Origin of the sequence: Flavivirga rizhaonensis (assembly GCF_004791695.1) — a bacterium.
Classification (GTDB): Bacteria; Bacteroidota; Bacteroidia; order Flavobacteriales; family Flavobacteriaceae; genus Flavivirga; species Flavivirga rizhaonensis.
In genome coordinates this window covers 55,642-78,274 of sequence record NZ_SRSO01000009.1, presented here as the reverse complement: position 1 = coordinate 78,274, position 22,633 = coordinate 55,642, and the positions used below count along the sequence as shown (strand labels likewise).

The window sequence follows — 22,633 nt, the reverse complement described above, 5'->3', positions numbered from 1 at the left end:
TGCTATCGCTTTAAAGTAAAATGTCCTGAAAATTCTCTGCCATCTTGAAGAAAAACTTTAAACCAATAATCATCAGTTGGTAATAATGTGCCATTAAAAGTGCCGTCCCAACCATCAGATTGAATAGATAATTGCTTTAGTAATTTCCCATACCTATCATAAATTAAAACAGTACTATTTGGTTGTATTGAAGTGCTTATGCCTTTAATTTTCCAATAATCATTAATATTATCACCATTAGGCGTGAAATATTTTGGATGCCCAATCACTGAAATAGGTAGTGTAGAAACCCCACAAATGGCATCTCGAACATATATGGTATAAAATCCTGCTCTTATATTATTAAATATAGGTTCTTCTTGATAAATTATAAAAGAAGAACCTTCTTCTCTTAAAGCATATTCATAATTACCTAGTCCAAGGTTGGTTGGATCTATAGTGACTGAATTGTTTTCAGATAGGTCTATAATAGTAACATCGTCTTGAGTAATGGTTGCTATTTCTGAAGCTTTCACATCAACATTTAAAGTTTTTGAACAAAAGGTACCATCTGTTTTAGTTAAAGTAATTGAGTAAATTCCTGGTGTTGAAACTGATAATGTTGGATCGTTAGAAAGTATTGTGCCATCTTCGTAAATCCATTCATAGGAAAACGATTCCGTAATACTAGCTTCCATAGGATCTAACACTATGGAAAATGTCGGATCAGAAGTACAAACAATTTCTTCTGGGTTAATGGTGAATTCTGGCAAAGGATTTACTATGAGATCAAAAGTTGTGGTTGTGATACAAGATCTGTTGAAAGGGTTAATAACTTCAACCACTATAGTTTGATTTCCTGAAATTAAAGGATTGGGTAAAGATGTACTATCTGTAACTAAGTTTCCATTTTCATTAATGTAATCAAAATAGATTTCCATACCCGTTTGGGTTCCTAAAATGGTACTACTAAATGTTGAAGTATCAAAAGGATAAGTACCATCATTATCGATGTCGCTTAGATCACCATCACAAACAATTTGTGCTGGTATCGGATTTGCTATAGGTTGAATGTCTATTCTAAACTCAATGGTTGTTTCATCATAACAAGGGCCATCTGGGGCTGCTGTATTATTATTGGTAACCCGAACTGTAATGGTTTGCGAGGTCGATAGAAATGTATTTGGAAATGGACTGGGTATTAAATTTCCATCAAAATCTGTTAACTGATTTCCTAAGGAATCAAAGTAAGCAACCGATACATCTGTTAAACTTTGTCCATTTAGTAAATCTGTTTCTAAGTTGGCTGTATTAAAAAGGAATCCATTATTGGGGTCTGTATCATTATCACACACTATAAAATCAGAAATATCATTTGCAACAGGTAAAGCTTCTACGTTTAATAATACATGCGCCCCTAAGGCTAAACAATCATTGGTTATATTGCTATCGACTCTTACATATATAAATTGTGATCCTGGATAGCCTATATTTCTATAATTTGTAATATTTGTGATTTCATTAATTTCTGCCAATGCATCGGTTTCATTTCTGTAATAATGAGGTTGTAAAGATGGTATAAAACCTGCAATAGCATTTGTTACACTACTAAAGTCAAATGTTGCAATACCATCTCTGTCATCATTATTTACAGTATCCAGACCATTGATATCTAGAAAATCATCACATTGATTAAAAGTTACCAGAAATGTTGAGGGAATGACTGTTGTTGATACGTTTAGTTGAATCTCGGAAGTTTGTATACAGCCAAATGATGATTCTATACGTGCCCAAATAGCATCCGAGCTAATAGACCTGTTAATAAATGTAGTGGGATCACCAATATAATCTGGACTTGTAGTGTCTCCAGAAATAGCCGCAGTTTGTGTTAAAAAATATGTAAACGTTTCATTAGAAGCATTTGCAGAAATTTCATTGTTTGCTTCAGTTAAATTAAAAGGGCTATAACCAAGTGTAGTAGGGTCTTCATCATCACATTGTATTAATATTACAGGAGAGTTTATAATAGGTAAGGGGTGGACTGTTAACCTAATGGCATTTGAATATAAACCACACGTATTGCCAGCTAGATTTAAAAAGGCTCTGTACTGATACGTGTCAAATGAAAGTGGTGTCGCTGTAATATTTAGATTGGTGGTTTGAGAACCACTGTATGTCGCATTATCAGTAACCGTATTCCAATTTACACCACCGTCAAAACTCACTTCCCATTGAATGGTACTAATAGGTGACGTTGCTATAGATATTACTGTATTTGAAGATTCGCAAACCTCGGTATCGGCTGGTTGTGTTGTAATGGTTATGGGCGCATAATCCAAATAATCACTATTAGGAATGGTATAGCCATCGCTGGCATTTGTAACTAAACCAAAAGCATTTGTTGTGACTAGATCATCCCCTAATAAGTCATCTCTATTGGCATCAGAAAAACCAGCTTCAATAACATCGCTGCATGTGTCTCCATCACTATCTAAATCAATGTAAGATAGCACCGAGTCATTATCTAGATCATTAGGTATATAGCCAATAATGTTGCTGTCGGGGGCAGTTTCGGCAGCATCAGCCCATCCATTTATACCATAGGTTGGACCATCTTCTATACCATCTAAATTAGTGTCTGATAGTGTGCCTAATTGCCCAGATTCAATTAAATCGTATATGCCATCATTATCACTGTCTAAATCGTAAAAATCGAAAATAGTATCAGAATCAGAATCTAAAGGAATGCCATTGATATTAAAAATATCATCTAATCCATTGGTATCTACATCTGTATTTGATAATGTTACCAGTGTCCCACTATTTTCAATAATATCTGGAAGACCATCATTATCACTATCTAAATCAAGTTCATCTTTTATATTATCTAAATCAGTATCTTTTTTAAAGCAGGTAAGAGATATTGTACCGCTGTATGTAGAAGCTTTCGTTGTATTTGATAATTTATGAATAAAAGAAAATCCATCAACTTGATTGGCAAAAAATTGATAAGGGGTATTGCCTAAAGGTGAAGGGTTTATTTTATAATGAATTTCAGATCCTGAAATTTGAGTGATACCAGTTTCAAAAACACCATCAAAATTAGAATCGATTAGCAAACGGTTGTCTGGATCAATAAGTGTGATGTTTTTATTTACGGGTAATATTTTTGCAATAAAAGATTCGCCAGAAGTGATCACATGTGTGATTGCTGTATCTTCTTCTAATTTCACATTTACAGGTTCTGTAAAGGCCAATGCATATGTGCTTTCTGCACTAGATGCAGGTTGAACAATACTTGTAAAACCACCAACATTGGTACCCGTTATCGTGTTTGTTGTACTTCCAGAGCTATTATTTTGACTGAAAGATGAAGAGGTTATGGATGTATCAACAGAACTATCTTGAAATATTAATTGTGGTGAATTTATGTTAGCAATATTTATCGTAACATCACCTCTTGATTCTGTACAATTAAGGATGCCATCATTATCATTATCGATATCAATATTATCAATAATACCATCATTATCAATATCATCAGGACATATGCTTACAGGTACTTCTGCTGATTCTAATCTTTCTAATGTACAAGTTATTATACCAATTAGTTTGTATTTTCCAGGTATCATAGGGGTTAATATAGGAGTACTTATAAACTGATTTTGAAACCCTGTGCCATCATCAAACCACCACTCAAAACTGTCAAAATTCTGAGTATTGGCAGCTTCTAAGGTGATATTAGGAATACAGTTTCCTAAAGTTGCAAATTGGGCATCAAAATTAATTTCCGGAGCCGAAGGGAAACCGGAATAAAAGCTTCCAGAGGTTGCTGCACCATTATAATTAAAATAGGCACAGTATAATTCGTCAGAACTTTGTACGGATATGTTTCCGGAAAGGCCTTTTATTTTATAAGTAATATAATCAGGTTTTCCAGGCACTGTATTCGAGGCCACAGAAATGGGGGCATTATTAATGGTGACAGTTGCTCCGACTTTTGTAACAATGGTAATACCCCCAGCGTAAATAGTATTTCCAATATTTTGAATATTAGCAATATTATCTAAGTTTCCCCTGGCTTCGCAACTTAAGGGAGGGACAAAAAACATCCCTTGGTTGGCTTCATTAGACGTTCCACTATTTCCTAATCCCCCTACGCCTTGATAGGCAAAGGCTGGTTGGGAAGTTTCAACATACATATTCCCATTTGTATTATATTGATTGCCTTCAATAACATAGTAGTTCCCGGCGTTTATAGTTGCAATTGGTACATTTCCATTAACACTAATACTTGTATTATCTGTATGTGCTACGATTAAAACATTTTCCCAATCATTACTACCATCTCCTCTAACAAAAATATATTCTGTGCCTACTTTTGAAACATCAACAATTTGATCAATACCATAGTCTCTTCCGCCTCCGCCGCCAAAACTACCATTTGCAGAGCCACAATTTACTACGATAGGTTTGTCAGAACTTATTAAACTTCCTATTAATCCATCACGGTTAATAACTGCGGAACTACTATTTGTAGCGATGGTATAACTCTCTCCTTTGTTTAAAGTGGTATTTATAGGCGTTGTCCCACTATAATTTTTTATAACAAGACCAGCGGGAAGATTGCTAAAAGTAACTTGGGTATTATCTTCAGTTGCCATAACCGAGACAAAATTTAAATAGTTGTCTTGAGGATTTTCATTGGTATAACTACCCACTCTAAAAGTAGTTCCTAAGGCAGAAAGTCCTTTACTAACTAAAGCTCCAGCTTGTGCGCCTCCTCCTGCATTCATTCTTACAGATACATAAATGGTACTTTCTGCTTCAATAATATAACCTTTATTATTAACTACTGTACTGGTTTGTGATGAAGGAATAAATAATTGCCCGTTTCCGGAACCTAAAGATATTTGTTGTGGATTTGCATTAGAAACGTTACCCGTTATATAACTAGAGTTGGGTTGCCCCACAGGCTTTATAGTAAATGGAATGTCTGAAGCACTAGGTGTTGATACATAGATATATTGATCTTCTGGGTTGGCATTTCCAAATTCCGCGCTGGTTAATGGCGGTATATAATGTGTTTTACTTAATTGCGAATAGGCTTGTGTGGTAAAGGCAATTATGAATATTAACAATATTTTTTTATAAGAAGCTAATAAATGCATATGTCTACTGTTAATAGATAAAAGTCTAAATGAACTAAATACTAAAATATAGTATTTAGTTCATTTAGACTTTATAAAATGAGGAAGGTTTAATTTTTTTAGATAAAGAGCGTGAAAAAGACGGCTATTTCGTAAAATAACTGTTAAAATTATCTTACTTTATTAGTAAACAAGGTTGTTTGATAATAATATTAACGTTTTAGTGCAAAGTGTCCTGTGAGATTAAAAGTATTACCATCTTGAATGACATCGGCTGAAAACCAATAATCATCAGAAGGCATGTTCTGCCCATTATAAGTTCCGTCCCATCCTGTAGATGTGTGCGGTAATGTTTTAAGGAGTTTACCATGTCTATTGTAAATATGTACAATCGTACCTGGTAACAGTTCTATGCCTACAATATGCCAAGTATCATAAAAACCATCACTATTTGGAGTGACAAATTTTGGGATATCTATAACAACAACATCTTCTGATATATCCATACATCCATTTAGGTCTCTAACAGTAACGGTATGTTTACCAAATGTTACATTTTCAAAGATATTGGATGTTTGTGGGGCTCCATCATCTAGTATGAATACATAATCGCCAATATTATTAGTATCAATGTCAACAGTAATACTGTTTGGATCTGCAAAATCAACTGTTGTGGTAAAGTTAATGGTAGCAGCTTCAGATTCTATAACGGAAAAAGAATGTGTGTACGGGCAATCCCCGCCTATTAAATATGGTCTGGTAACTGTTACGGAGTAATTACCAACATCACTGATATCATCTAACAATATTTCTGACGTTGTTGCCCCCGTAGACCAGAAATATGTATCGTCTGGATTGCCAGTTTCTGCACTGATTATTAAAGGTAAATTGTCTATACATAGTGGCACCACATCATCTATAGGAACAGCGGGTAAAGGGTTTATACGTGTATTAAATGCTGTGATATCAAAGCACCCTGTATTATTGTTTTCAATCCGGGCATATATGGTTTCACTATCAAATGCGAGATAATTATTGTCTATACTGTTTGTGCCGCTTTCAGCATCAGCTAAATCATTATAGAATGTAATACTAAAATCTGAAGCGTTTTGCGTTCCTAAAATAGCATTTTCAGTTAAGGAGAGTAAATCAAATTCAAAAAAACCATCAAAGTCATCATCACAAGTAATTAGATCTGGTATAGGGTTTGCAATTGGATTTGGATTTATTTGTAAATTAAATGAAGGGGCTATAAAACAGCCTGTCGTTATATCTGAAACTCTTATAAATATGGTATGACTACTTGCTGTGTAATTAAATATATTATTTAAGGATGCTGTATTATTATCTGCGTCGCTTTGGGAACTATGATAAGAGATATTCACTAAACTCGGATCATCTACAATCATTGCATCTACAGTAGATAAATCGAACGTATTTGTATCGTTATCGCATATAGGAATCGTTGTTATAGTATTAATAGGAGGTGGGAGGTTTACTCTTAGTTCTAGTGGAGCAACACTAAAACATTCGGTTAAAGTATTTGCTATTTTAATGAAGATAGTTTTAGCGCTTGAGTTAAAATTTGATGGATTGGGGATTTCATTTGTGTTATCTAAGCCATCATCTTGGTTTATATCTTCAAAATTTTCAAAATAATTAATGCTTAAAATCCCTAAGTTTAATTCTCTTTGATCTAAAATTTCTAAATCTGATGTTTCTAAATCGAAAGTTGTACTACCATCATAATCTTCATCACAACGTATTAAAGCTGTAGTAGGAGGATTGATATTTGGAGCTGCAGTAATATTTATGTTAATAGTTTCAACAACATGGCATAATGAATCATCACTCTCGATTCTGACAAATAAAGTTTGTTGGTTTCTTATAGTGTTTGTATAAGTAGATGGCAATGGATTGATACCATTTTCGGCTTCTGGAAAGGTTAAATGAAAGGTGATATTTAAAACTTCGAGTGGGTTAGGCCCTTGAATTTCTATGATTTTTTCATTTAAGTCAAAAACTTCTATGCCGTCATTACTAGTATCATCACAAGTTAAAAATGGTGTAGGAACATTATAAACAGGGTCTGGAGAGACTTGTATTATAAAAGAAGATGTATCAAAACAGGTTGGATCTGTTATGTTTTCTACACGGACGTAAATTGTTTGAGGACTAGATAAGTTTTGATATATGATGCTTTTATCTATAGCATTAGCAGTGTTTCCAGATGTGGCATCAATTTCATTTACAAAATAAAAAACGGCTTTACCTGTTTGTCCATCTAAAATTTCAATATCCTTATCAACTAATAAGAAGTCAGCTGTATTACCGCCTCCTGTTTGACAAATTTGAAAAGGAGTAATCGTTGGTATAACGGGCTCTGTATTTACAATAATTTCTTGTTCTACTATATTATAACAGTCAGTAGATGTTAACGTGTTTTCTACTCTTATGTAAATAATTTGAGAGTTTGCTTCGTACGCTATTCTTTCTGAGTCGGAAAGTGCATTAGTTGGTGTTGTAGAGTCAGCATCTGCAAACGTTGTAAAGAAGTCTATTTCAAGATTAGTTGGATCTGTAACGACATCATTTATAATATCATTTAAGTTTATAGTGACTATACCATTTGGATTACCGTCTGAAGTATCACATAAAATAATTGGTAAAGGGGTATTCGCTGGTGGTGCTGAAAAAACCTGAATCTGAAAAAAATTAGTTGTGGCACATCCACTATCATTATTTGCGATTCTAGCGTAAATGTCTTCTATCGGATTTGTATTGGTGTAAAAATCGGGTAATTGATTGGTTATGTTATTAGTATCTGCATCAGTAAAACTAGGAAAATAAGTGACTGAAAAATTTGTGTTATCATTAGTTACAAGATTATCTAATGAATGTAAATCTATGGTAACGATACCATCATCGTCTGTATCACAATACGGGATTGGGTTTGCTGGATTAAATTGTAATATGGGGTTTACTAGAAGGGTTATATCGCCTATTTCTGTACAATTACCATCATTCAAAGTAAGATATAATGTTGTAGGGCTTGTAGCCTCATATGGTACGCCTTTAGTAATAGGGTTTGCATTACCATCTCTATCTGGCTCGGTTTCGTAAAAGGTAACCGTCACGGGGTTTGGTAAATCGTTAGAGATAAAAGATTCCAGGGTAGTTAAATTAAACTCAAGAGTATCTCCTTCTATATCATTTGTATCACATAAAGCAAAATCCCCTAAATCTGTACCAGTTATTAGTAAGTTCGTATGAATTTCTAGAGGAACAATAGAGGCACAACCAGTTGTATCATCTTGTATCCTTACATAAATAGTTTGTTGTTCAAGGTTTATATTTTGATAATTTGTTGTATTTGCAATAGGATTGACACCAGCATTAGCATCATCAAGACTTTCATGAAATGTAGGGGTTACGCCTCCTAATCCGCCTATTATATCACTAAGAACACTTTCTAAGTTAAAATTAGCAGTACCGTCCATGTCTCTGTCACAGGCATCTAAATATTGGGTATCTCTGTTTACTATTGGACTTATTGTAATATTAACCGATAATGTAGTCGTACTGACACACCCTGTTAATGAATTCATGACTCTAACATAAATGACTTCTGTAGCATTTGTATTCGCAATTGGTGATGTTATGGGGTTATCACCTGTATCTGCATCTGCAGAGCTACGATGATAAGATACTATAAGATTACTTTGGCTATTGGTTATTTCATCATCTCTTTGGGTTAAATCGCTAACTTCTATTATCGTAATACCATCTGGAGAATCATCGGTATCACAAACATCTACATCAGAAGGTGTATTTATATTTGGAAGCTCATTTACTACGAGGTTAAAAGAGGTGTAAGCAAAACAATTACTATCTGAATCATCAATTCTAACATAAATTGGTTGTGGACTGATTGTATTTGAGATGGGGGCAGTAATTTCATTGATATTAGCTCTTGCTTCTGCCTCAGAATAATGATAGGAAAAGGTGTAATTGGAAAAAATGGAAGAAATATTAGCTGCTAAATCAGAGGCTCTTGTCGAAAGATCAAATATTTCGGTACCATCACCACTTGCATCATCACATAATTCATAATCACTAATAGGGGTAATAGGTTCTTCTGAATTTAATATGACATTTATTTCATCTTCTTCAGGACAACTCGTACCATTTAAATCTACAGTAACAACAACTCTATAAGTACCGCTTACTATCGCATTATATGTAGGGGCATTAACGCCAGCTATTAAGTTGTTATCTAAATACCAAGCGTAAGTAGCTAATGGATTTGCTATATCTGCATCTAAAAGTGTTGCACTGGCACACGTTTCTATATCGTAACCTAAGTCTAAAATTGTAAAACTATCGCCTTCAATGAAAACAGCAGAGTCAAAAGTACCATCGTTTTGGTCTGCAATAATTATTTTTATATGATATTGAACATTAGGAGTAATTGTTGTAGAAGCTGTAAGCACATTGCTACGCCCAATATAATTTGTGTCACCTATATTATATCCCTCAAAATATTGTTCGTTTTGAGGTGAACAAGCTGGCAATAAATTTGGACGTATGTTGTTTGTATTAATAGGGTCTGAAGTACCAGGTACTAAGGCAATATTTTGATAAGGACCAGTACTTGTGGATTCTCTAATAAGAAAAACAAAGCTATCAGAAATTGGTAAACAAGGATTAATACCATCGTAATCCTCTGAAGCAAATAAATAGTTAAATTGAATTTGATTGGATATGGATACGATATCAAATTCTATAGACGTCGCATTAAGCGTGTTGGTAATACCTAAAGCGGTTTCTAAATCTGGATCTGTACCCCAAGTTGTAGAACTCTCGCTAAGTGGTGGTGTAATTAAACCATTTCCGGCAGATTCAGCACTACCAGTTGAAAGTATAATACCATTTTCAAAAGGGAAATTAGAGCTTGCACGTTCAAAATAGCCATAACTAGGTAAACCATGTGCATTACCGTTAACCGATGAGGTTATATTAGAAATATCTACACAACCATCTATCAAATTATCTTCTATAAGTTGTTGTAAACCAACACTGCTGTCTACAGATATTTGTTGCGAAAACACAAGGTTATTACCGCAAATAATGATAAGCAAGATGTAGTAAATGGATCTCATAGCTTGTAGGCTTTCTTTTTTTGATTCCACCAAGAAAAATATTTATCTAAATCGGGGTTAATTATGGTCGGAAAGTAGATGTTTTTTAAGTGAAAGACAAAAAAACACAATGAAATGCATTTTAATTAGTTTTAAGGTCTTTTTTAGTATTTTAAGGTAAAATGATTTTTAAAGACTCTTCCATCTTGTAGTTCAATATCAAACCAATAATCATCAACAGGAAGCTTCTGGCCATTAATGGTACCGTCCCAGCCCTCTCCTGTAGGGGTTATTTGTTTTATTAACTTGCCATATCTGTTAAAAATACGAATTTTAGTGTTTGGCTGAAACATATTTGAAACACCATATATCTGCCAGGTATCGTGCTTACCGTCATTATTAGGTGTAAAAAACTTTGGAAAACCAATCACATATGCTTTGTCATTAGTTGGCGGCCCGCAATCATTTTTTACATCATTGACCGTTACGGTATAAATACCAGGAGAAACATTTTCAAAAACATGACTTTCCTGATAAGGAAATACGACCGTGTTATTTTCATCAATCAATCTATACTCATATGCACCTTCACCAGTGGCAATTACGGTAATCGTATTATTTTGCGAAGCATCAACGACATTAATTTCTTGGATGGTTGCGACGTTTGAAGGTTGAACAATAATAGTTCTTTTTTTAGAACAACCGCTATTATTTGTGACTGTTACTGTATAGTCTTTAGTTTCATTTACTTGAATGTTATAGGAGGTTTCGCCTGTAGACCAGCTGTATGTATAATCGCTTTGAAGGCTGTTTGAAATAAGTGCGTTAATTGAAATGGTTTGAGGTAATTCGTTTAGGCAGTAATAATAAGTTAAATCCTCAGTATCTATATCCGGTAATTCATTAACAATAAGTGTTACTTCCAAGATACCAAAGCATGCATTGTTGTTTTCTATACGTGCATAAATTGTTTGATTGTAAGGACTATCATTATTAGTATAAGATGGCTCTTCTATATTATTTTCTTCTAAAAGCGCATCTACAAAGGTTTCGTGAAAAATTATTGGATGTGTAAAGCTATTAATAGTTTGAATGTCGGTAGCAATATCATCTAAATGAAATGTATTAATACCATCTTCAGACTCCAATTCATCGCAGTCACTATAACTATATGGAGCTAAATATGTAGTACTTAAATTTAAAGTTAATACAGAAGTATCGTAACAGTTTGTATTTGTATTATAAACTTCAACATAAATAGGTTCTGGAGTATCTGCATTGAAAGTATAATCACTACTATTTGGAACTTCAGATGTTCTACCACTATCAGTAAAAAATCTAGTAGCCAATTCAGGAATTCCTCCTGTTAAATCGTTATTAGCCTGAGTTAGATCAAATCTTGTTAACCCTCCTAAAACACCATCTTCATCACATTGCGTAAGTACGGCATCGTATGCTATAGGGTTTGGATTGAAACTAACAGTTGCGATACCTTCAAATGTATCATCGCATTTACCTGTATTTAAGTCAATAAATACCTTATATAATCCTGATGCATATAGCCCAGAAGGTGAAAGCTCTAAATAATAATCTGTTTCTGATAAAGGCGTCCCATTTAAAGACCATGAGTAAATGGCTCCTGGAATATTATCAGCTTTTAATGTATAGGAGTCTCCTTCACATAACTGTAATCTTGTAGATGTGGAATTATTGCCTATAATATCTATTTTTTGAGCAAAGAAGGATGTTATAAATGGTGGTAAACCTTGCCTTGAGTTACGACTTAAACTAATTTCATTATGCTTGTAATCACACGAGGGCCCCAAAACATTAGGATTATTTATAACAGATAAAAATGGAGAGCCTTGGGGGTAGGTAATGCTCATGGCCCTATAAATTCTACCATCTGGACCTAGTTGTAGGCTTCCTCTATATGTTTGTCTGCTGTCTAGTACTACCTCAGTGGCATTTATATCTGTAGCAGCTAAATCGTATTGTAATAGTGCTCCGTATTGTTCTGTTGGGTCTATTAATTCTTCATTTGTTTCAGGATTGTAATATGTTGAGACATATAAAATATTATTGTTTTGAGAGAACTCGACACCATAAGGGGACTGACTTTTTCCTGGACGGGAAAAATTGATATTTATTTGTTTTTGATTACTAACAATACCCGTATTAACATCAAAATCATAAAGAAATAAACCGTCAATTGAATTTGCACATGCCAGTTTGGTGCCATCTGGAGATAATTTTAAGTAACCTCTTTGATCAAATATAGTGAGGCCACTAAAAGTAGAAGAAACGGGTGTTGTATTTATGCCTGTATCAGTGACTTCATAAGCATGAAATGTATCAAAAGTAAAATCAGCAGGGTTTCCATTTAAAGAAGAGAGCGTAATTACCCAAAGAGCTTGTGTATTGCAATCTTTTACAACAGCGCTAATTTTTTCGGTACTATTGGGTAATAAATTAATGTTTTTTGATGTAACGTCTCCAAATGTTCCATTTAACCTCATATCCACTTCAGAATAGTGAAATCCACGATCTGGATCACCGTTTAAAGAGGTGTCTGCTGTAAAAATATAATATATATTTGGGTCTTTAGGTTTAGGGATTACGATTGCCGATTGCGTGCTTGAAGGATCTCCATATAAGCCATTTCCTGTAAGGCCATTTGCATTAGGCATAGGGTTATGGGATCTGTCCCATACAGTTATACCATCTGTATAAAATAATAAATTACCATCAACATCAGAAATTGTAGTACAGCCTTCATCTGTATTTAATTGACCATCTGTAAGCTCTGTAATGCTTCCATTAGGATTAAAACGAATACCAGCATTGGCGCCGAAATACCAGTTTGAAGCTTCATTTTGAGTATAGGAATATAGACTAAAACAAAGTATTCCGAATATGATAATTTTTTTCATCTTAGAGTAGCAAAGCAACCAAAGATATTATAAATCGCGCGTTTTTAATAATCTATACGATAAAAAGATGAATAGAGCTGTCCAACCTATAACAATGGCTATTTCATACCAGTGCGCTCCATAGTCATATGATAAATCAACCTTATCTGGAAATTTAGTCATTGCAATTCTTTGAAACGGTTGATCAATTAGTTTATACATTGATTTTAAAGGAAAGAAGTTTTGTATTTTTTCAGCTAAACTAGTGTCTAATTTCCAAGCCATTAGTCCGAATAGTATCCACTCTAAAATGTAAAGGATAAAAAGAAATGCTAAAGCAAAAGCAGATCGTTTTACAAGCATTCCAAAAAATAAACACAAACTAAAGAAACCAATTAGTTTTACAAAATAGGCTAATAAAAACTCGGTTTCTCTAAAAATTATAGAAGCTTCTGTATAACTTGAATAATAAAGTCCGATACAAAGAGAAATTAAACTTATGAGTATGGTTGAAACCAAAGAAAAGAAAACAATCGTGTAAAATTTTGAAAGGATAAATTCTTTCTTACTTAAGCCATCAATAAGGTTTTGTTTTATGGTCTTATTACTGTATTCATTGCCAATCATACTTACTACGACAATAGCAAAAAAGAACTTAAATTGAGACGCAAAAAAAGTGGTTAAATGCCAAATTATAGGAAAATTAAAAATGCCTAACTCACCTAATTCTAAAGTAAAAAAACCAAATACATTAATTTTTAGGGATGATAAAAGGATAACAAAAAATGGTAAAACAAATGAAATAAATATGAGTATTTTACTTGTTCTATTAAGAAGTAGTTTTTGTAATTCTAAATTTAAAAGTCGTAACATGTGCTGTATTTTGGTTGTTTTAGTTGTTGTCTGTTAATTGTAAAAATTGTTCTTCTAAACTTTCTTTACGTTGTACAAGATGTGTGAGTATAATACCTTTTTCGAATAAGTGTTTATTAAAATCTTCAGATTCCATAGGCGTGTTTAAAAAGGCTGTTATTAAATCATCTTCCACTTTAATATTTTTAAATGACGTATTGTTTTCTAGTAAGGTTATTAACTCGTTCTGTTTATTTGTTTTTAATTCGAAAAAACCATGGCTAGAGATCATTTCATCTACCCGACCAGAGTATAGTTTAACACCTTTACGGAGAACAACAACATGGGAGCAGACCTTTTCGACTTCATCCAATAGATGCGATGCCAAAAGTATGGTCGTGCCTTTTGCAGCAATTTGTTTTATGATTTCTCTAATTTGGTGAATCCCCTGGGGGTCTAGTCCATTTGTTGGTTCATCTAGAATAAGAATTTCAGGATCGTTTAGAAGTGCAGATGCGATAGCTAAACGTTGTTTCATTCCTAACGAATACGTTCTAAACTTACTGTCTTTTCGTTCTAGAAGTCCCACCACTTCTAATTTTTCTTCAATTTTGCTATAATCAACCCCCTTAATTTTACAAACGAGCCTTAAATTTTGAGTTGCTGTCATGTACGGATAAAAATTTGGACGTTCTATAATGGCTCCCACTTTTTTAAGAGCATTATGGGTTGATATATTTCCATCAAACCAATGAAAATCGCCCTGTGTTTTATTTACAACATTTAAAACGATACCCAAAGTTGTGGATTTTCCACTTCCGTTAGGCCCTAAAATACCATAAACGTTGCCTTTGTTTATGGTGAATGATAAATCTTTTACTGCTGTTAAATACCCAAATTTTTTAGTGAGATTGTTAATTGTAAGTATAGACTCCAAGTTGTTAAATTTTTACTGCCTTTTAAAAAATGGCATTGGTTATTTATTATAAAGTATGACGATAGTCGGGTTATTTTGTTACAGGCTTGTTAAATAAAAGTTTTAAATTTGAATAATTATTCAATTATGCAAGATTTAAAGATATCTAAAAGAAAACCATCGTATCCTGTAATTCCTAAATTACATGATTATTTAACCAGATATGATAGGAATACTAAAATACCTATTTTTTATGATGATTTATTGCGTTTTCAAGGTTCTATTGTAGTCTACGATAAGGATGATAACGATACACTTTGGATTCGAGTTTATTATAATGAATTTGAAAGAGAAGAAATAGACTCCTCATTAAAAAAGGTGTATACTATTTTGCATTCTGATGGTAATGAGGACGTACTCCCTTTTTTAAATGTTGATGCTATTGATTTCTGTACATTCGGAAATTCTAAACCTTTTAGAGTAAAGATTAGAAATATTTTAAATGACAACTTTACTTATTTTTATATAAAAACGACCGATGCGTCTCGTATTTATGGTTTGGAACTAGAACATATGTTATCTCCTCATAACCTTAACTTTTTGGTTTATAAAAACACACTTATTGAAGAACATATATCTGGTATCCCTGGTGATGAGTTTATAAAAAATATGTTACCTAAGTGTAGTAAATCTGAAAAGGCTCAAATAGCAAAGGAGTTTGTAAAGTTTAATGAACGTTGCATGATTAGGTTGTTAGGAGATATGCGATCTTATAATTATGTTATTGTACCTACTCATGATTTTGACCATGTGGTTTATAAAATTAGGGCTATTGATTTTGATCAACAGTCTTATGAAGGTAAGTTTAATATTTACAGACCTCAGTTTTTTAAAGAAAATTTAAAAATGGTAGAACTAGTTTCTGAGAGTATACAGAAATTATCTATAGATCAATACAAAACAGAAGAGCGCTCTATTTTAGTAAAACGATTGAAGAGTTTTACTGCAAGGATAAATAAATTGTTAGATTGTATGCAGCATGACGTTATTTCAAAAGAAGATAATATAAACTTATTGAAAACTACAATCTTTAATTATACGCATGATGTTAATTTTAAGCGTAGTAAAAATATGGGGGAAATATTAAAGTACTCGTTAGAATTTATAACGCGTAATTATCAAAATGTAAAATTAGAGAATTTAAGATCTTATGATGAAGATTGATATTAATTAATTCCAGTTCTCATCAAAATCTAAATTATTGTAATCATCAACATCAATACCATCTTCAAACTCCCCAAAATCATCATCGGTATCTGCTTCAAATAATTTATCAGGAGCTTCGTCTGGTACCTGACCTTGAACAAACATTAAATTAGGGTAATCTGCGCCTTTAGATTCTTCAACAATTTCGGCTAATTCAACATAGAAAGTCCACATGCTTAAAAAGTCGTATATATAAATCATTTTTGGCTGTACTTCATGTACTACACTGCTAATTTCTGTTTCGTTCATTAAACGAGCAGAGTTATCTTCACTTAAATCGAACAACGAAATTTCTTCGCCTTGATTCCATTGGTCATCACTTAAATAAAAAGACGCCATTTCTGTTCCATCAAATCCAAAGGATTGTGTAATGATATTATGTAAATCTTCAAGAGAATCAGTTTCGCGAATTTCTAAATCGCGAAAAATATCATCGTCAGTATCATTATCTAAAATAACTCTAAATCTGTAAATCATGTTGCAAAGGTATGCTTTTTTTGAGTTATTTGGAAAAACGATGCATTGTAAAAGTCATGGCACTTAATAAGAAAAAAGCGCCTATTTGATGTGCTACACCTAACCAAACCGGGACTTGTAATAATATAGTAAACACACCTAGTAAAAACTGAATGCATAATACGATTAGCAAAATATTTATTCCTTTAGACTGATATATCGTGAGGTTTAGTTTTTTTGATTTTTTCCAAATTAATAGAATGAATAAAACCACAATGTATGCTAAGATTCTATGAACAAATTGAACACCACTTTTTCCTTCAATAAAGTTTTTATATAATGGATTTTGTTCTATATAGACGGTTTGATGCATAAATTTACCTTCGCTCATCATAGGCCAATGGTTATGTATAAAACCAGCATCTAATCCAGCAACAAAAGCACCATATATAATTTGAAGCAATAGAATGGCTAAACTTAACCGGATGAGGTTTCTAAATGCAATATTGACGTCTTTTTTATGTGGAAATATTAAATCTAGTGCTACCCAAAAAGTATAAGCAAACGTTATAAAAGCGGTTGTTAAATGTGCTGCTAAACGATAATGACTCACATCTGGATTGTCTACCAAGCCACTTTTAACCATATACCAGCCCAAAAAACCTTGAAAGGCTCCAAGGCAGAGCAGGATGATAGACTTCTTGATTGTGGCTTTTGATAATTGTTTTTTTATTAAAAAGTATAAAAATGGAATAAAAAATACAAGCCCGATAAATCTGCCAATAACACGATGTAGCCACTCCCAAAAATAAATATCTTTAAAATCTTGAAGCGTAAATTGATTATTTAATTTTTGATATTCTGGGTATTGTTTATACAAGTTAAAAGCTTCTTGCCATTCAACATCATTCATTGGTGGAATCGTTCCGGAAATAAGTTTATAGTTAGATATAGATAATCCTGAATGGGTTAATCTTGTAATACCTCCAACAACTACCATAATAAAAATAAGCAGGCATCCGGTAAGTAACCAATAAATAACTTTTTTATGATCTTTTTTCATCTTTTTTATGTTGTCGACCGCAGTCGTTCTCTTTATCTAATAAGGTTAATCTCTCAGTGGTATTCGAGGTGATTATTATGTTTTTAAGTGATACTTTTTTTAAAGCAAACACTATTCGTTACGCCTTTATACTGTCCGTAATTTGATATTACTGTGTAAGCATTTTTTTTGTAAAACTGAACAGCTTCTACTTGGCGTTTTCCAGTTTCTAATAGGCATGCTTCAAAACCTAATTCTTTAGACCATGCCTCTAATGCTTTTAATATTTTAGAAGCGACACCTTGGTTTCTAGTTTCAGGAAGTGTAAACATGCGTTTTATTTCAGTTTCTTTTTCTGTATATTTTTTAAAAGCCCCACAACCAACAGGCTTGTTATCCATGTAAGCTACTATAACATGTTTTAATGCATCAATGTTGTTATATTGATTATAAAATTCATGATCAGCTCCATCTACTATTTTTAAGTAGTCGTTCAATAATTTCACTAAATAAACAAAGTCGGTATTATCAGAATGGGTTCTAACGAGTTTAATCATTTTAAGGAGTCGTTTTTAATCCTAATCTTTCACCTTCCTTTAGCATTAGTTTATATGCAGCATCGTATTCGTTTGGAATATCTCCTTCTAAAATAGCTTCTTTAATAGCTTCTTTTATCAAACCTATTTCACGAGATGGTTTTAGGTTAAACGTAGTCATAATCTCTTCTCCAGTAATTGGTGGTTGAAAATTTCTAATATGATCGCGTGCTTCAACTTCAATAATTTTTTCTCGAACTATTTTAAAGTTGTTATGGTACTTCTGGAATTTTTTAGGGTTTTTGGTTGTAATGTCTGCTTCGCAAAGTGTCATTAAATCTTCAACATAATCACCAGCATCAAAAATCAGGCGACGTACAGCAGAATCTGTTACAATATCTTGAGCTAATACAATAGGGCGAGAACTCATAAATACCATTTTCTGAACAAACTTCATTTTGTCATTTAATGGCATTTTTAACCTTTTAAATAAATGATAGACCATTTTTGAACCTTCAAACTCATGCCCATGAAACGTCCAACCAATTTTTTTGCTAAACTTTTTTGTTGGTGCTTTACCAATATCGTGTAATAAAGCGGCCCAGCGTAACCAAAGATTATCTGTGTGTTTTGCAATATTATCAACGACTTCTAAAGTATGGTAAAAATTGTCTTTATGGCGTTGCCCTTCAACTTCATCTATGCCTTTTAATGCTATAAGTTCAGGCATTATATATTCCAATAATCCCATTTTTTCTAATAAAAGAAAGCCAATAGATGGTTTTTTACTTTCAAGAATTTTATTTAATTCTGTAACAATACGTTCTTTGGTTATAATTTTAATTCGATGACTATTTTTTGTAATCGCATGTAATGATTCATTTTCTATTACGAAATTTAATTGAGTAGCAAAACGTATGGCACGCATCATTCGCAATGGGTCATCACTATAAGTAATGTCTGGTGCTAAAGGCGTACGAATAATTTGTTTTTCTAAATCATTAATTCCATCGAAAGGATCTAGTAAGTCACCAAAATTAGTGGTGTTTAAATTTAACGCTAATGCATTTATAGTGAAATCACGACGGTTTTGGTCATCTTCTAAAGTGCCATTTTTTACAGTAGGGTTTCTACTATTTTCACTATAAGATTCTTTACGAGCTCCAACAAATTCAATTTCAATATCATCGTATCTAAGCATGGCTGTGCCATAGGTTTTAAAAACCTGCACTTTTGGTTTGGTAGGAAGGTTTTTAGCAACTTGTTTTGCTAGTTTTATACCATCTCCAACAGCAACGATGTCTATATCTTTTGCACTGCCTCGGTTTAATATATAATCGCGTACAAAACCACCAATAACATAGCTGTCTAAATTTAATTCTTTAGCAGATTGAGATATAATTTTGAAGATGTTATGTTGTAATGCTTTTTTGTAATTCATTTTTTTGTTGCCACGAATTCACGAATATTTTATAATACGATTCTTTTGTGGTTTAATAGATATTTTATGAAAGTTAGCTAGAATTTTCATCTGTGCCAATAATGTTAGCCATAAATAGCCGTGTATTAGCGACTAATTTTACTCACGTATTATCTTAACAATACCACTATTACTCAATTTAATAATTGAAGATGGTTTATTGCAGGTTTTTTCGCGATGCAAATTTACAACATAGTCTACACCTTTTAAAACCTCTGGAGCTATTTCTTTGAACGATTTTGGAGTAGGTTGCCCACTTATATTTGCTGAAGTAGAAACGATAGCAATATTAAGCTTTCTTGAAAGTTGGTAGCAAAATTCATCATCTGGAATTCTAATAGCTATGGTGCCATCATTTGCAATTAGGTTTTTAGCCAAATTTTGAGCATTATCGTAAATAATAGTCGTAGGTTTTTCAGAGATATCTATAATATTAAGAGCTACTTCTGGTACTTTTTTTATATATTTTGTTAGCATTCTATCATCTGCTACAAGACATATTAAAGCTTTACTGTCCTCACGTTGTTTTAGTTCGTAAATTTTTTTAACCGCTTCTTCATTTGTTGCATCGCAGCCAATGCCCCAAACTGTATCTGTAGGGTAGAGTATGAGTCCACCTTTTTTTAAAACCTGTATAGCTTTATTTATTTCTGCTTGCATATTTACCAATACTTGTATTTGATGATTTATACTTTAAAACCATTGTTGACAAAGGTATTACAGTTGTTAAAAATAAAGCGATTATTAATATAGAGAGATAAAATTGTAAAAAAAATATATATAAAATTAAGTTATAAAACAATGAACATGTTGTAAGTATTTAATTGTTATTATTGTAGGTGTTTATGTTTAAAGTTTTACTTTATTTAAACTTTGTAATATATTTAAAAAGTTATGTTTATATTGTCGTCAAAATAATTTTAATTATATAAATGAGTAAAAAATTAAAATATACGCTTTTAAAGTTAAAATCTTCATTAAGGAATAAAATCTTAGGAAAATATGCTATTGGTGTCATATATGAAACGAAAAATGGAAATATAGCAGCTCCTGTAAATGACCTTATGGTAGGTAAAAAATTAGGAAAGAAAGGAGAGTATGATATGTCTGAGGTTAACACCATAAAAGATTTTATAAAACCAACAGATACTATTTACATTGTAGGGGGGCACTGGGGAACTTTGCTTATACCACTTTCTAAATATTGTAAAAAAGTTATAGGTTACGAAGCCAACCCTAAAACGTTTTACTTTTTAGAAACCAATTTGTTGATTAATAGAATAGATAATGTATCGCTATTTAATAATGCAGCAGGTGATGCTTCTAAAAAAGTGAAATTTTATACAAGTACCATTAATACTGGGGGCAGTAAAATAAAGCCGAAGATAGATAAGTATATGTACAAATATGATAATCCTGATACAATCGAAGTTGATATGATTGCTATTGATGATCATGCAAAAGCTAATAATCTGGATGATGCTCAGGGAATCATTATGGATATTGAAGGTGCTGAATATTATGCTTTACAGGGTATGACTAATACATTAAAGGCTAGTAAGTTTTTATATATTGAATATGTACCACATCATTTAGAAAATGTTTCAACTACGAGTAATGAAGACTTTTTTAGTTTAATACTGCCTCATTACAATACCGCTAGATTTATGAATGAGAAATCTAAGTCTTTTGATATTAATAACAATAGAGAGGAGTTTTTCTCTTATGTTAATAAATTGAAAGAAGCTGGGAAATCAGATAACATATTATTTTCCGAATAGGATGTCTTTATAGACCTTAATATATTCTAAAGCAGATGTATCCCAATTAAAACTTTTAGCATGATTTATATAGTTATGGGATAATATATCTTTATTTTTATTGAAAGTGTTTAATCCACTTTCTAGTACTTCTGCCATATCATTTGGATTATAATTATTCCAGTAAAAAGCATGTTTTCCTCCAATTTCGGGAAGTGAGGTATTATTTGATAAAAACACAGGTTTCCCAAAGCGCATGGCTTCAATAGGAGGAATGCCAAACCCCTCTCGTAATGATGGAAAGACAAAAGCTTCACAATTTTGTAAATAGTATTGTTTGTCTAATTCAGATATTTTACCAGTTATTAATACACGATTTTCAAACCCTAATTGTTGTATTGTTTTTTGTAGTTTATTGTTGGCATAGTCAGTGTTGTTATTACCAGAAAGGATTAGATTGTATTCAGGTAAAAATTCTAGCATTTCAACTAAAGCATGAAAGTTTTTGCGTTCTGTAAATTCTCCAATACTAAACAAGAAAGGCTGTTTAGATATTCGTTTAGGTTTGTAATTTTTCGGAACTTTAATATCTAAAATAGGATTGCCATTATAAATTACATATTCCGGAACATCAGGGACTTTGAAGTATTTATGAGTAGAAGTTTTTGCATAATTTGATATATAAGTAATAGCATGGCTTCTGTTTAGTTTTTCCTGAAATTTCAGATTACGCTTGTGGGACATGTCGCTGGATTGTTCTTGAATGAAATTAACATCATGCACCGTTAAAACATATGGGATATTGTGATAAGGTTCAATTTTTATATTTTGATTAAGACAATGCCATATATCGTATTTTTTTCTAATACGAAAGGGTTTATGTCTTCTAATAGAATGATAGGTTTTGTAGTTAAAATATGAGTTGTATTCAGATTTTAATGCATTAGTGTTTTTTGAATGAAGGGTCATTTTAAAATCTGTCACATCTGCATTGTAAAGCCCTTTGATTAAATGGTAATTAAATTGACCAAAACCAAAATGTTGGTTCTTAATGTTGTGAGATTCTAAAAAAACAGTCTTCATAATTCTTTTTGGCAAAGTAACAAATTGCTATAATATATAGATACAATTATTTAAAAAGAT

General features: G+C 32.4%; 13 protein-coding genes. 2 read left to right on the top strand and 11 right to left on the bottom strand.

The genetic code is table 11. From position 1 onward, the window contains the following. Nucleotides 1-2 precede the first annotated feature (2 nt). From EM932_RS08445 to EM932_RS08425, 5 genes are all read right to left on the bottom strand, one after another. Nucleotides 3-5,150 carry a T9SS type B sorting domain-containing protein gene (locus tag EM932_RS08445; RefSeq protein WP_135876746.1) on the bottom strand — a complete coding sequence of 1,716 codons (5,148 nt, stop codon included), beginning with the start codon at nt 5,148-5,150 and terminating at the stop codon, nt 3-5. Nucleotides 5,151-5,341: 191 nt separating this feature from the next. After that, nucleotides 5,342-10,291, bottom strand: coding sequence for a T9SS type B sorting domain-containing protein (locus EM932_RS08440; protein ID WP_135876806.1), 4,950 nt, complete (start codon nt 10,289-10,291; stop codon nt 5,342-5,344). Between the two features lie 143 nt (nt 10,292-10,434). Beyond that, a complete protein-coding gene (locus EM932_RS08435) occupies nt 10,435-13,203 on the bottom strand; it encodes a T9SS type B sorting domain-containing protein (RefSeq protein ID WP_135876745.1) in 2,769 nt (922 codons plus the stop codon). 27 nt (nt 13,204-13,230) lie between these two features. After that, nucleotides 13,231-14,055, bottom strand: coding sequence for an ABC transporter permease (locus tag EM932_RS08430; protein WP_135876744.1), 825 nt, complete (start codon nt 14,053-14,055; stop codon nt 13,231-13,233). 19 nt (nt 14,056-14,074) lie between these two features. Continuing rightward, a complete protein-coding gene (locus EM932_RS08425; protein WP_135876743.1) occupies nt 14,075-14,971 on the bottom strand; it encodes an ABC transporter ATP-binding protein in 897 nt (298 codons plus the stop codon). A 126-nt stretch (nt 14,972-15,097) separates the two neighbouring features. On the opposite strand from EM932_RS08425, the gene EM932_RS08420 reads away from it, so the two are divergent. Beyond that, the gene (locus tag EM932_RS08420; RefSeq protein WP_135876742.1) at nt 15,098-16,174 is read left to right on the top strand and encodes a hypothetical protein; all 1,077 of its coding nucleotides are present in this window, start codon (nt 15,098-15,100) and stop codon (nt 16,172-16,174) included. 6 nt (nt 16,175-16,180) lie between these two features. Here EM932_RS08420 and EM932_RS08415 read toward each other — a convergent pair whose 3' ends face one another. From EM932_RS08415 to EM932_RS08395, 5 genes are all read right to left on the bottom strand, one after another. Beyond that, nucleotides 16,181-16,693, bottom strand: coding sequence for an IS1096 element passenger TnpR family protein (locus tag EM932_RS08415; protein ID WP_135876741.1), 513 nt, complete (start codon nt 16,691-16,693; stop codon nt 16,181-16,183). Nucleotides 16,694-16,718: 25 nt separating this feature from the next. Beyond that, on the bottom strand, nt 16,719-17,735 hold the full coding sequence (locus EM932_RS08410; RefSeq protein WP_135876740.1) for a COX15/CtaA family protein: 1,017 nt from the start codon (nt 17,733-17,735) through the stop codon (nt 16,719-16,721). Between the two features lie 83 nt (nt 17,736-17,818). Continuing rightward, the gene (locus tag EM932_RS08405) at nt 17,819-18,271 is read right to left on the bottom strand and encodes a GNAT family N-acetyltransferase (protein WP_135876739.1); all 453 of its coding nucleotides are present in this window, start codon (nt 18,269-18,271) and stop codon (nt 17,819-17,821) included. A gap of 1 nt (nt 18,272) precedes the next feature. Further along, on the bottom strand, nt 18,273-19,691 hold the full coding sequence (locus EM932_RS08400) for a CCA tRNA nucleotidyltransferase (RefSeq protein WP_135876738.1): 1,419 nt from the start codon (nt 19,689-19,691) through the stop codon (nt 18,273-18,275). 138 nt (nt 19,692-19,829) lie between these two features. Then, entirely contained in the window at nt 19,830-20,390 is a 561-nt protein-coding gene (locus EM932_RS08395) for an L-threonylcarbamoyladenylate synthase (RefSeq protein WP_135876737.1), read from the bottom strand. A 272-nt stretch (nt 20,391-20,662) separates the two neighbouring features. Between EM932_RS08395 and EM932_RS08390 the strand changes: the two genes are divergently transcribed. Then, complete coding sequence (locus tag EM932_RS08390; protein WP_135876736.1) at nt 20,663-21,511, top strand: FkbM family methyltransferase; 849 nt, start codon at nt 20,663-20,665, stop codon at nt 21,509-21,511. Here the strand turns inward: EM932_RS08390 and EM932_RS08385 are convergent. Continuing rightward, entirely contained in the window at nt 21,497-22,573 is a 1,077-nt protein-coding gene (locus EM932_RS08385) for a glycosyltransferase family 4 protein (protein ID WP_135876735.1), read from the bottom strand. The genes EM932_RS08390 and EM932_RS08385 overlap by 15 nt on opposite strands. Between the last annotated feature and the right edge of the window lie 60 nt (nt 22,574-22,633).

Bases quoted from the DNA above. Each gene is read 5' to 3' on its own strand.
- EM932_RS08435 (WP_135876745.1), bottom strand. From the start codon at position 13,203: ATGAAAAAAATTATCATATTCGGAATACTTTGTTTTAGTCTATATTCC.
- EM932_RS08420 (WP_135876742.1), top strand. From the start codon at position 15,098: ATGCAAGATTTAAAGATATCTAAAAGAAAACCATCGTATCCTGTAATT.
- EM932_RS08405 (WP_135876739.1), bottom strand. From the start codon at position 18,271: ATGATTAAACTCGTTAGAACCCATTCTGATAATACCGACTTTGTTTAT.
- EM932_RS08400 (WP_135876738.1), bottom strand. From the start codon at position 19,691: ATGAATTACAAAAAAGCATTACAACATAACATCTTCAAAATTATATCT.
- EM932_RS08430 (WP_135876744.1), bottom strand. From the start codon at position 14,055: ATGTTACGACTTTTAAATTTAGAATTACAAAAACTACTTCTTAATAGA.
- EM932_RS08410 (WP_135876740.1), bottom strand. From the start codon at position 17,735: ATGAAAAAAGATCATAAAAAAGTTATTTATTGGTTACTTACCGGATGC.
- EM932_RS08390 (WP_135876736.1), top strand. From the start codon at position 20,663: ATGAGTAAAAAATTAAAATATACGCTTTTAAAGTTAAAATCTTCATTA.
- EM932_RS08440 (WP_135876806.1), bottom strand. From the start codon at position 10,291: ATGAGATCCATTTACTACATCTTGCTTATCATTATTTGCGGTAATAAC.
- EM932_RS08395 (WP_135876737.1), bottom strand. From the start codon at position 20,390: ATGCAAGCAGAAATAAATAAAGCTATACAGGTTTTAAAAAAAGGTGGA.
- EM932_RS08415 (WP_135876741.1), bottom strand. From the start codon at position 16,693: ATGATTTACAGATTTAGAGTTATTTTAGATAATGATACTGACGATGAT.
- EM932_RS08385 (WP_135876735.1), bottom strand. From the start codon at position 22,573: ATGAAGACTGTTTTTTTAGAATCTCACAACATTAAGAACCAACATTTT.
- EM932_RS08445 (WP_135876746.1), bottom strand. From the start codon at position 5,150: ATGCATTTATTAGCTTCTTATAAAAAAATATTGTTAATATTCATAATT.